The organism is Hymenobacter sp. (genome assembly GCF_036388155.1).
GTDB lineage: Bacteria > Bacteroidota > Bacteroidia > Cytophagales > Hymenobacteraceae > Hymenobacter.
Map to the genome: position 1 here is coordinate 1 of NZ_DASVSI010000152.1, position 11,319 is coordinate 11,319.

Below are 11,319 nucleotides of genomic sequence, written 5' to 3' on the forward strand. Positions count from 1 at the left end.
CTAGGTTGCGGCTTCGGCCAAGGATGCGAAGGTCTACAATAGGCTGCCGGGCAGTAAGCTCGCGCCACACAAAGCCAATGAGGCCAATAGCGGCCAGCAGCGCAAAGCTGTTGATGTAGGCGCTTTCAAACCAGTCCTCGGTTTCGCCCTGCTCCAGCACCAGCTGCAGCGAGCCCACGCCGAGAATCAGCAGGCCAATGCCGGCCCAGTCAATCTCACGCAACGGCCGCGGAATGGCGTTTTTGATGCGCTCGGGGTCGCGTATGAACAGCAGGGTGAAGATGGAGGCAAGAATGCCCACCGGCACGTTCACGTAGAAAATCCAGGGCCAGTCGTAGTTGTCCACGATGTAGCCACCCAGCGTGGGGCCAATGGTGGGCCCGATAATCACGCCCATGCCGAAGAGGGCCTGGCCCAGCGGCAGCTGCTTGGGCGGAAAGGTGTCAATCAGAATGGACTGCGAAGTTGCCATCAGGGCGCCACCGCCAATGCCCTGGATGAAGCGGAAGGCCACCAGCTCCCAAATGTTGGTGCTTTGGCCGCAGGCGATGGAGGCCAGCGTGAAGATGACCACCGACACAAAGTAGTAGTTGCGGCGCCCAAACTGCTCGGCCAAAAAGCCGGTCATGGGAATCACAATCACGTTGGCGATGCCGTAGGAGGCCACCACCCAGCTCACTTCCTGCTGCGTGGCCGAGAGGTTGCCCATCATCTGGGTCAGGGCCACGTTCACAATGCTGGTGTCAATGAGTTCCAGCAAGCAGCAGAGGACCACCGTAATAACGATAATCCACTTGGTAAATCCGGTTTCCATGAGGTGAAATGGTGAGGTGTGAAATAGTGAGTTGATGGGCGTTATTTGCGCGCTGTCAATTCACCAAGTCACGAATAATGGAAGAAGAATTATCTGCAAACGGCGTGTCGTTCAACGAGGCCTTGCGGACACGAACCAAAGGAGCGTCCCTGCGAATAATTCGGTTATTTCAACAATTGCCTCGCACGGGCGAAGCACAAATCTTGGGAAAACAATTATTGCGCTCGGCAACTTCTGTAGCGGCCAATTTCCGGGCCGCCTGCCGCGGACGCTCCACCGCAGAATGGTATGCAAAACTTTGCATCTGCGTGGAGGAAGCCGACGAAACACTGTTTTGGCTTGAACTGCTTGGCGATTCAGGCATTATGACTAAAATCCGGTTGGATGGGCTGGAAAAAGAATACCTAGAAATTGTATCCATCCTAGCCACCGCTCGCAAAAAAGCCCAGAGGTAAATGGTAAAGGTGAAATAGTGAAGTGGGAGCTTGATGTTCTACATGTCCAAGCTGCGCAGTTGGCGCCGTCAAAACATCAGACCCACACCTCACCATCTCACTATTTCACCTTTACAATGGCGTTCACGCTCATGCCGGCGCGCAACGGATGCTGCGCATCCACTTTGTCGAGCACCATTTTCACGGGCACGCGCTGGGTCACTTTCACGAAGTTGCCGCTGGCGTTGTCGGGGGGCAGCAAGGCGAAGCGGGCGCCGGTAGCAGCCGACAGCGACTCGATGTGGCCTTCAAACTCTTCGCTCGGATAGGCGTCCACTTCCAGTTTCACCTTCTGGCCCACTTTCATGTCTTCCAGTTGGGTTTCCTTGAAGTTGGCCACCACCCAAGTGCGGGCGCTGCCCACGATGCCAAACAACTGCTGGCCAGGGGATACCACTTGGCCCGGCTGCACATTCTTGCGGCTCACAATGCCGTTGTCCGGCGCCGTGATGGTGGTGTAGCTGAGCTGCAGCTTCGCGTTGTCGAGGTCAGCTTGGCGCTGCTTTACCACGGCCTGGGCCACGGCAACTTGCTGCTCGGCCGCTGCCACTTGCTGGCGAGCCACAGCTACTTGGTCGGTGGCGGTGGCGCGCTGGGCGCTGGTGGCGCGCAGGTTGGCCTGCACGGCGTCGTACTCACTCTGCGGAATGATGTCTTGCTGGCGCAGGAAGGTGCTGCGCTTGAGGTCTTTCTGGAGGCGGGCTTGGTTGGCTTCGCTCACGCCAATGGTGGACTGGGCGGTGCGCACGTTGGCCTGGGCAGTACCCACGGCGGCACGGGCGGCCGTCACCTGGGCCTGAGCGGCGGCCAGGGCAGCCTCCGCGGCGTTCACGCGCTGCTGATAATCGGCGGGGTCAATGGTGACGAGGACGTCGCCTTTCTTCACGGGTTGGTTGTCGTCCACTTTCACTTCGAGCACCGGCCCGCCCACGCGAGGCAGCACGGGGTACACGTCGCCTTCTACCTGGGCGTCGTCGGTTTCTTCATGGGCCACGGCAAACTGGTAGCGGTTCCAGCCATAGAAAGCGCCGGCCAGCAGCACCACGGCCAGGATAATGAATACAAGCGGGTTACGCTTTTTGGGTGTTTCGGCTGCCGCGTCCGTCTCGGGCGAGGCGGCGTTGGGGTAGGGAGCGGGGGCGTTTTGCACAGCGGGGGAAATTTCGGTCTGGGCCATCTTGGTAAGTATCGAAGGGTCGGTGTTTTTTTGAAAGAAGGGGTGTTTCAGAAACGAGAAGTTGGCGAAGCAGGATGCGTTTAGCGTTGAGGTTCTGCGGTTTCTGTTTAGAGAGGTGCGCGCACCAACAGGGTGGCGCAATGGGCGGTGCGCAGCACCATTTCGGCGGTAGCACCCATCAGAAAGCGGGTGATGCCGGTGCGGCCGTGCGCCCCAATAACAATGAGGTCGGCTTGCTGGCGGCTGGCTTCGGCCACAATGGCCGGGGCGGCCTCGCCCTGCACGATGCCGGTGTGCACGTGGGCCACACCGGCGTGCTCGGCCGCGGTCCGCAGCTCCGCCAGTCGCTCAGCGCAGGGCTTGCGGCCGGTGGCTGGTGGGGCGACGGTGGGGTCTTCCTGCGGCTCGCACACGTGCAGCAACCGCAAGTCGGCCTTCCAGGTCACGGCGAGCGCGGCCGCGTACGCCACCTGCTCCGCCGAAGCAGCCGAGAAATCGAGCGGACAAAGGATGGTCATTTTTTTGGGTAAGAGGGTGTGGGGGTAGGAGGGTAGGAGTTGGGGATGATTGAGAGCAGGAGAGAAAAAAACTCGTGCCCTCCTACCCCCACACCCTCCTGCCCTAAAGCTTATTTCCAAATGGTTTCGCCGGTAGCGCGCTTCAACTGGTACTGGCCGAGGGTATAGTTGTAGATGGCCTGAGCGCGTGCCAGGCGGGCCTGGGCGAGCTGCGTTTCGGCGTCGAGCACGTCGAGGTTTTGGCCCACGCCGTAGCGGTACCGGCCCTGAGCGCGGGTGAGGGCGTCCGTGGCCTGAGCAATTTGCTGCTCGGCGTTGGCGAGGCGAGCCTGGCTGAATTCGATGTTATTGGCCGCCTGGCGCACATCGGCCCGGATTTGCTCCTGGGTGTCCTGAGTGCGGGCCACGGCGCTGCGGGCGTTGGCCAGAGCTTCCACGCGCTGGTTCTTGTTCTTGTTACCGTCATAAATCGGCACCGACAGCTGCACCACGCCCACCGTGTTGGGGCGGATTTCGTTGAGGTTGGGCAGGTAGCCGTTCTTGGCGCCTACTTGCGCGCCCACGCCCAGGCTGGGCATGTTGCTGCGCTCCACGAGCCGCTGTTGCAGCGTGGCGGTGTTTTCGGCGTCGCGGGCCAGTTTTATTTCCGGCCGGTTGTCGTAAGCCCGGGCCAGCTCGGCGTCCAGGTTTACCGCTTGGGGCTGAAACTCCAAGCGGCCTTTCACCGGCACGTCGGTTTGGCTGGGCTTGTGCAGCAGCCGGGCCAGCTGCACTTGCTGGTTGCGCAGCTGGTTTTGCAAGTCAATCTTGGTGTTCTGGGCCTGCGTGATGCGAACGTCGGTGGTCGTCACGTCGAAGCGCGTGCTCACGCCGCCTTCCACGCGCTTCTGCATTTCGTTGCGGTGGGCCTGCAGCGAGGCAATCTGCGCGTCCTGCACCTTGATGCTTTCGCGCATGAACAGGATGTTGTAATACACCTGCGCGGCGTTGAACGCCAGGTCGCGGCGCGACACCTCCACTTGGTCGCGCGCCGTTTGCACCTGCGACTCGGCCACGCGCACGGTAGCGTCGCTCTTGCCGAAATCTAGGAGCAGGTATTGTGCCTGAATGTGGGCGTCGTAGTTGTTGTTGGGGGCCAGCTGCAGGGTTTCACCGCCAAAAGGCAGCTTCACCACCGGGTCGATGCGGGTGTAGGTGGCCGTGCCGGTGATTTGCGGCAAGAAGCCGGTACGCGTCTGCGCCAGGCGGCCGCTGGCGGCATTGGCCAGCTCATCGAGCGAGGTAATGGCCGGGTTGGCGTCGAGCACGGAGCGCACCGTGCCATCCAGCGTCAGGGAGTCGGAGACTACCTCGACGCCGGAGATGGTTTGAGCATGCACCGTGCCGCTGCCCAATAACGAGGCGGCAACAGCAACAACGGCAGCAGACGAAAAACGAAGAGACATGGCAAATTCAGATAAGAGTCACGGTGCTCATACCGAATGTTATGCCAGTGGTTAAAACGAAATTAAAACGCATAAATTTTTTATTGTAAGTATCTGTAATACAGTTAAATGATTATTATGTCTTGCTCATGTCAAACATTTGTCGCCGCTGTTTATTCCTTACATAATAGGAATTTCCAAAAAAAGACTCCTGTTATTTGAGGAAAACAACAAGGGTTCTGTTTACTAATTTGTGATGCCTGACCAAGACGAAACGCTGCTAATGCACCTTAACGAAGCCATTGCCACGATGCGTGACAAGGACTCGCTGTTCAAAGTGGTAACCACGAAGCTGCGGCTAATTTTCCCCTTCGACCTCATCGGCATCAACGTGTTCGACGAGGAATTGAAGTTCAAGCGGTTGTTTCTGCGGGACTATTTCGGGGCCGATGAAGCACCGCCCGTGCCCGCTGGCCTGGACCAGTTCACGCCCATCGCCGGCTCGCCCATCGAGAAGCTGGTGGCCAACCCGCGGGTGCAGCAGTTCAGCGCGCGCGAGTACCTGGCCGATTACCCGGACTATGCGCCGTACAACAAGTTTGAAAAGCTGGGCGTGACGCACCTAACGGCCGTGCCGCTGCACATCGGCGGGCGCCTCACGGGCTTTCTCACGCTGGCCTCGCGCCGCACGCCGCCCCTCACCGCAGCCGACGAAAAGCTGCTGGAAAAAATTGGCTCGCTCATCGCCGTGGCCGTCGCCAACACGCTGGCTTTCGAAGAGGTAGCTCGCCGCGAGCAGGAGCGCACTTTGCAGCTCAACATCACCAATGCCCTGCTCAGCATCAAGCAGCGCGAACCCTTGTTTCGGGCCGTGGCCGAGGGCCTGAGCCAGGTGGTGCCTTTTGAGTATTTCGGCATCCGGGTGCAGCGGGCGGGGCGGCAGGAAGGTTTCGAGGGCTTCGCCGAATTTTCCCGATTGGGTGCGGGCGCTGGTGCCCCGCTGCAGGCCCTCGACCCGAACCGCCAGCACGGGTTGAATCACCTGGATACCGCGGCCATGTACCAGCAAGTGAATGATTTGCTGCAGGGGCCGGGCATTTACGCCGGCGATGATTTTCGGGATTTGGCCCGCCGCTACCCGCTCATGCGCCGCGTGTACGAGGAGTACGGCACGCGGTCGCTGCTCATTGCGCCCATCTGGCAGCGAACCGACGGCGCGGCTGTGCTCATCCTCGCCTCGCCCACCCCCACCAACTTCCGCTCCGAAGACCTGACGACCGTGCTGGCCTTGGTGCCCCAGATTGCGCTGGCGCTGGAAAACCTCTTTGCCTTCGAGCAGATTGAGGAACTGAAGGCGCAGGTGGAGCAAGAACGCACCTACTTGGTGGACGAAATCAATACCTCCGCCCGCTTCGGGGCCGACTCGGGCACCTTCATCGGCAGCAGCCCGGCCCTGCAGCTGGTAGAACGCCGCATCAGCCTGGTAGCCCCAACGGACACCACCGTGCTGATATCCGGCGAAACCGGCACTGGCAAGGAGCTGGTGGCCCGCGAGCTGCACAACGCCTCGCCCCGGCACGCCCGGGCCCTCATCAAGCTCAACTGCGCCGCCCTGCCCGCTCAGCTTATTGAAAGCGAATTGTTTGGCCACGAAAAAGGCGCCTTTACCGGAGCCGTAGAGCGCCGCATCGGCAAGTTTGAGCTGGCCAACGGCGGCAGCATTTTCCTGGATGAAATCGGCGAGCTGCCCCTCGACCTGCAAGCCAAGCTGCTGCGGGTGCTGCAAGAGCGGGAGTTCGAGCGCCTGGGCGGCACCAAAGTGCTGCACTCCGACGCCCGCGTCATCGCCGCCACCAACCGCGTGCTGGCCGACGAGGTGGCCGCCGGCCGCTTCCGGGCCGATTTGTACTACCGCCTCAACGTTTTCCCCATCGAGCTGGCCCCCCTGCGCGAGCGCCGCAAAGACATTGAGCCGCTGATGCGGCACTTTGTGCAGCGCCTGAGCAAGCGCCTGGGCAAGCCCGTTCGCCAGGTGCGGCCCGCCGATTTGGCGGCGCTGCAAACTTATTCCTGGCCGGGCAATATCCGCGAGCTGGAGCACGTGCTGGAGCAGGCCATCATTGTGAGCCAGGGGCCGTTTCTGGAGTTTGCGGGCTTTGCGGCAGCGCCACTGGCGGCCGTAGCCACGGCCAGCACGTCAGCAGCGCCTATTAAAACGCTGCGGGAGCAGGAGCGCGACCACATTTTGGCGGCCTTGCAGCGCACAGGCGGGCGGGTAAGTGGAAGCCAAGGCGCGGCCCTGCTGCTCGACATCAACCCCAAAACCCTGGAAGCGCGCATGAAAAAGTTGGGCATCCGCCGCACGGTGGGAGTGGGGTAGAGACGCGTATTCGCGTCTCCTCGTTGAACGGTAAGTGAGCGAGCACGCAGACGAGGAAACGCGAATGCGCGACTATACCGCAACCTGAACCGTGAATGCAGAGTTGAAGAAGCTCCACATTTACCTTCTTCACATGCATTCTCTTCGTTTCCTGGCCGTGGCTGCGGCGCTTTTCCCGGCGGCCTCCGCAATGGCCCAAAACGTGCCGCCGGCCGCCACGCCCTTCAACATGACGGGCAACATCTACCTGCCCAACAAGCTGCCCGCGACGCCCGCCCGAGTGGCAGCACTGAAAGTACCGGCCGGGTTCACCATCAGCAAGTACGCTGAGGGGCTGGACATGCCGCGCATGATGGCCGTGGCGCCCAACGGCGACGTGTACGTGAGCAACCGCGTGAAGGGCACCATCACGCTGGTGCGCGATGCCAACAAGGACGGCAAGGCCGAGGTGATGCGCCAGGTGGCCCAGAAGCCGCACCTGCACGGCTTGGCCCTGAAAGACAACAAGATGTATTTGAGCGCCGTGCGCGAAGTGTACGTGGCCGACGTGCTGCCCGACGGCGGCCTGGGCGAGCCCAAACTGCTCTACAAAGACCTGCCCGACGCCGGCCAGCACGCCAACCGTGTCCTGCGCTTCGGTCCCGACGGCCAGCTCTACCTTTCGGTGGGCAGCACCTGCAACGCCTGCGACGAGGACAACCCCGAAAACGCCACCCTGCTGCAGATTAAAACCGACGGCTCCGGCCGCAGCATCTTCGCCACTGGTCTGCGCAACACCATCGGCTTCGACTGGCACCCGGCCACGGGCCAGCTTTTCGGCATGGACCACGGTATCGACTGGCTCGGCGATGAGGCCCAGATGGAGGAACTGAACCAGATAAAGCAGGGCGCCAACTACGGCTGGCCTTCCATCATCGCCGACGGCAAGCCCTACCCCGCCAACAAGCCCAAGAGCGGCGAAACCTACGCCCAGTTCGACGCCAAAGCCGTGCGCCCGTTCTTGCTCTACAAAGCTCATTCCGCCCCGCTGGGGCTGGTGTTTTACCAGGGCGCGCAGTTCCCGGCCGCTTATAAGAACGACGCCTTCGTGACGATGCACGGCTCCTGGAACCGCGCCCAGCCCTCCGGCTACAAGGTGGTGCGCGTGCATTTCGACGCCCAGGGCAAGCCCGAGAAGTTCGAGGACTTCATCACCGGCTTTCTGGTTGAAAACGACAAGTCAGAGTTCGGCCGTCCCTGCGGCCTGGTGCAAGCCAACGACGGTTCCCTGCTGATGACCGACGACGACAACGGCGTGATTTACCGGGTGGCCTACGCCAAGAAATAACGGTCGAGTTGTGGCCGCTGACCTGAGTGAGCCGTACACCCGGTTACTTTCCACAAATCAACCACTTATCATGGCCAACACGACCACCACGCCCCAACACACCGACCCCGCCACCAAGAACAAGGAAAAGAAAAACGAAGTAGAGGTGAAGGACAAGCCCTCGGGCAAGACCATCAAAACGCAGAAGAAATAGCTTCCCCCAAATACAAAAAAGCCCGGTGTGTCAGACGCGCCGGGCTTTTTCGTGTAGTAGGGTGCCGGGGCGGCAGCTATTTCCAGGCCTTTAGCAGGCGCCGCACCAGGATGATTTCGCCGGTGTGGTAGGCGTTGTGGTCGGCTATGAGCATGGCTTCGCGCAGTATGGTTTGGCCGGTGCCGTGGGGCAGGGGCGCCAATAGGTTGGTACCGGGCGCGTGCAGCAGATGGAGGAAGCGCTGCCGGTCCTGCCGAATGTGCTCTAGGGTTTCCTGCCACTGCTCTTCGTCGGCGGTGGCGTCCGGGGCAGGCCAGTAGCCTTCGGGCCATTTTGGCGATTCGTGTTGGGGTTCGAGGCAGAATTCCACAATGTCCCACTGCGCGATGCGTACGTGTTCGACCAACTGCCAAATGGTGTAGGGCACCTCCGGTACGTGCTGGTTCCAGAGTTTCGGCGTGAGGTCGGCGCAGGCTTCTTCGAAGGTGGCGTGGGCATTGCCCTTCGTGAGGAAGCCGGTTAGCTCGGCCACCACGCCTTTTTGGTTGGGCCTGTCCATTGGGGGTATGGTGCTTGGGTTCATGGTTTGTTGGCTCTGGTTAGGCTGCGCTCCCCGGCCGAGGCGTTGCAAGGTGCGAGGCAAGTTTCTTCTTCCGCAAGGCATCCAGGGCTCCGGTCGAATACAGCGCCGCGCCCATCAGCACAGGCTGGAAAAACAGCCGCGCCAGCCGCTTGGCATCGGTGTCGAGGCCGAAGGCAGAAATGCGGTGCGTGTACTGGTGCACGTTGCCGGGAAACACCGCCGCGTAGAAGGCGGCCAGCCCCAGGCCCATGGCCACGCGGCGCCGCTTCCAGAGCAGCAGCGCCAGCCCCAGCCCAATTTCAACTACCCCCGATTGCAGCACCACGGTGTCCTTGTCCAGCGGCACAAAGTCGGGCACCTGCGCCTGAAACTCCTGTCGCGCAAACGTGAGATGGCCCGTGCCGGCCACGACCATAAAGGTGCCCAGGAGGCCCAGGGCCACGTTTTGCAGGGTGGTGGTGTGGGGTTGCTGGTGCATGGCTTTCAGGGTGGGGTGAAAGCTAGGCTATACGGTGGGTCGGCTGTGAGTGTGCAAAGAATTGCTGCTATTTCACGTGCTGAATGAGAAACTCGCGCAGGTGCTGTATCTCAGACGAATCAAGGTTCCAATAAGCTGGATTGTTGAAGAATTTGGTGCTGCGTCTTTTCTCAAGACGTTTCTCCTCCTCGGCGGTCAGAGGCAGCACTTCCAGATAAGCAAACATGCGTGACTTGCTGGCGGGTACATTGTATGCGCTGCCGTCCGTCATCCGCAATTGCCGCACGCAGTTTTCGTAGTGTGAAAAGCAGTCTGTCACTTGCTGATGGGCGTCTGGAATAAGCAAACGTAATAGGTCTTCCAATTGGCCATCTGCGTCATCGGTAGGCAGCAAAAACAATTCGAAGAATAAGCCATTTTCTGCTTGGACCTTTAGCAACTGCTGGCGCCGCGCCGTACTGCCACCTTGTTGTGGTCCGGGCCGGTCAGCATCAAAAATGACCAAATTCAGAACATCTTCCTGCGGCGACTGACTCAATTCCGGCAATAGACTGCCATTGAGCAGGCTGCTCCAACCATTGGTCATGTTCAGGTTGATGAGGTTGCCGGCGGAGGTAGTGCCTGTAAACGCTTTGCCCGCCTCTCGCCAAGTGCGAACTGTGCCCAATTTCACAAGCAATTCAGCGACCAACTCCTGGTCCTCCTGTCCTTCCACAAATACATTGATTTTCATGCCTACTGCGTTCAGTTGCGAATCTCAATGTCATGTTCCAGCGCAAATTCCAGCTGCGAGGCATCGTAGCGGAAGCTGCTTACGGTGTCGTCCTTGGCCCGGATGAGGGTGTAGGCGGCTACTTCGTCTCGGTAGCTGGCATTTTCTTCGTCATCAAGAACCCAAGTGAGGTTGCGTAAAGCTTCGGCGCTATGAGTAGTGACGAAGACTTGTACATCAAACTCACGAGCGGCTTGTAAAATACCCTTCCATAAAATGCGGAGAGTGGAATAATGAAGTCCATTATCGATTTCATCAATCTGAATCACTGCTCCAGGAGTGTGTGCCATTGCGGCCGATATATCTAATAAGTGCTGCACACCATCTCCCATTAAATTGAGGGGTAGGAGGTTTGTAAAATCAACACCAAGGTTAAGATAAATGCTATGCTCACTACCTAATACAATATCGTTGATACGTGGGTCAATCTGCTGCATTATCTTAACTAGTCTTGCATCCTGTTTCTTGACCTTTAAGTATTCAATTCTTGCATAAAGGTTAGGAAACGAAGTTGTTGTACCTAGCCAGTGACCTAAAGCAAGCTGTGCCAATGCATTACGTTTTGTTGCTAGGCGCTCATTAAGCCCTGTCCAGCGCTGTTGCGTTGTATAAAACACTCCACTTGGAGCACTACTGTTTTCAGTGGAATCAGCCGTAAATCGAAGCCTATTAATTGCCTGCTTCGGAACGCCACCGCTTCGGTATAAATCTTCAGTTTCAAGCAGCCCTGGCAATAGCAATTGATTTACTGTCCGTTCGAGCGGCAGGGGCTGAATAATTACTTCAATATCGTAAGGGGGAGTTGAATATTGGCTGTGATTACCAGGTTTGATGTGGCTCTTGAGAGTAATAGAATTTTCAGGGCTGAACTGATAAAATAAGTAATCAAAACCCTGTCCATTTCCAGATAGGCGACGTTCCCCATCAATATGGTCAATCCAGCTAAAAACATCATAGCCAGTAAATAAAAATAATCCTTCCAACACGCTCGTCTTACCAGAATTATTCTTCCCCACCAACAAGTTCACTCGGGCCAGCTTCTCTAGTTTTAGGTGTTTCAGGCTGCGGAAGTTCTTAACTTCAAAAGATTCTATTAACATAGCAGAGCCGCTCCCCGGTTAGGTGGGGAGCGGCTCAAATGTCGGCTGAAAATGCGGAA

The 11,319-nt window shown here is 58.9% G+C and carries 12 protein-coding genes; 4 read left to right on the forward strand and 8 right to left on the reverse strand.

The window, feature by feature from the left end:
• A partial coding sequence (locus tag VF629_RS21930) for a DHA2 family efflux MFS transporter permease subunit (protein ID WP_331060644.1) occupies nucleotides 1-814 on the reverse strand: 814 nt, incomplete at its 3' end.
• Between the two features lie 77 nt (nucleotides 815-891).
• On the opposite strand from VF629_RS21930, the gene VF629_RS21935 reads away from it, so the two are divergent.
• A complete protein-coding gene (locus VF629_RS21935) occupies nucleotides 892-1,269 on the forward strand; it encodes a four helix bundle protein (protein WP_331060645.1) in 378 nt (125 codons plus the stop codon).
• 100 nt (nucleotides 1,270-1,369) lie between these two features.
• On the opposite strand, the gene VF629_RS21940 is transcribed toward VF629_RS21935, so the two are convergent.
• The 3 genes from VF629_RS21940 to VF629_RS21950 all read right to left on the reverse strand — a co-directional run bounded on the left by VF629_RS21940 (nucleotide 1,370) and on the right by VF629_RS21950 (nucleotide 4,448).
• The gene (locus tag VF629_RS21940) at nucleotides 1,370-2,485 is read right to left on the reverse strand and encodes an HlyD family secretion protein (RefSeq protein WP_331060646.1); all 1,116 of its coding nucleotides are present in this window, start codon (nucleotides 2,483-2,485) and stop codon (nucleotides 1,370-1,372) included.
• A 107-nt stretch (nucleotides 2,486-2,592) separates the two neighbouring features.
• Nucleotides 2,593-3,003 carry a universal stress protein gene (locus tag VF629_RS21945; RefSeq protein WP_331060647.1) on the reverse strand — a complete coding sequence of 137 codons (411 nt, stop codon included), beginning with the start codon at nucleotides 3,001-3,003 and terminating at the stop codon, nucleotides 2,593-2,595.
• Nucleotides 3,004-3,113: 110 nt separating this feature from the next.
• Nucleotides 3,114-4,448, reverse strand: a complete 1,335-nt coding sequence (locus tag VF629_RS21950; RefSeq protein WP_331060648.1) for a TolC family protein — start codon at nucleotides 4,446-4,448, stop codon at nucleotides 3,114-3,116.
• A gap of 235 nt (nucleotides 4,449-4,683) precedes the next feature.
• Here VF629_RS21950 and VF629_RS21955 point away from each other — a divergent pair, with 235 nt between their 5' ends.
• The 3 genes from VF629_RS21955 to VF629_RS21965 all read left to right on the forward strand — a co-directional run bounded on the left by VF629_RS21955 (nucleotide 4,684) and on the right by VF629_RS21965 (nucleotide 8,327).
• Complete coding sequence (locus VF629_RS21955; protein WP_331060649.1) at nucleotides 4,684-6,807, forward strand: sigma-54-dependent Fis family transcriptional regulator; 2,124 nt, start codon at nucleotides 4,684-4,686, stop codon at nucleotides 6,805-6,807.
• A 133-nt stretch (nucleotides 6,808-6,940) separates the two neighbouring features.
• Nucleotides 6,941-8,134 (forward strand): PQQ-dependent sugar dehydrogenase, encoded by a 1,194-nt coding sequence (locus VF629_RS21960; protein WP_331060650.1) that lies wholly within the window; start codon nucleotides 6,941-6,943, stop codon nucleotides 8,132-8,134.
• Nucleotides 8,135-8,204: 70 nt separating this feature from the next.
• A complete protein-coding gene (locus VF629_RS21965; protein ID WP_331060651.1) occupies nucleotides 8,205-8,327 on the forward strand; it encodes a hypothetical protein in 123 nt (40 codons plus the stop codon).
• 76 nt (nucleotides 8,328-8,403) lie between these two features.
• On the opposite strand, the gene VF629_RS21970 is transcribed toward VF629_RS21965, so the two are convergent.
• The 4 genes from VF629_RS21970 to VF629_RS21985 form a co-directional block, all read right to left on the reverse strand.
• The gene (locus tag VF629_RS21970; RefSeq protein WP_331060652.1) at nucleotides 8,404-8,886 is read right to left on the reverse strand and encodes a DinB family protein; all 483 of its coding nucleotides are present in this window, start codon (nucleotides 8,884-8,886) and stop codon (nucleotides 8,404-8,406) included.
• 40 nt (nucleotides 8,887-8,926) lie between these two features.
• Nucleotides 8,927-9,388, reverse strand: a complete 462-nt coding sequence (locus VF629_RS21975) for a hypothetical protein (protein ID WP_331060653.1) — start codon at nucleotides 9,386-9,388, stop codon at nucleotides 8,927-8,929.
• A 67-nt stretch (nucleotides 9,389-9,455) separates the two neighbouring features.
• On the reverse strand, nucleotides 9,456-10,121 hold the full coding sequence (locus VF629_RS21980; protein ID WP_331060654.1) for a DUF3226 domain-containing protein: 666 nt from the start codon (nucleotides 10,119-10,121) through the stop codon (nucleotides 9,456-9,458).
• 11 nt (nucleotides 10,122-10,132) lie between these two features.
• Nucleotides 10,133-11,260 (reverse strand): AAA family ATPase, encoded by a 1,128-nt coding sequence (locus VF629_RS21985; protein WP_331060655.1) that lies wholly within the window; start codon nucleotides 11,258-11,260, stop codon nucleotides 10,133-10,135.
• Between the last annotated feature and the right edge of the window lie 59 nt (nucleotides 11,261-11,319).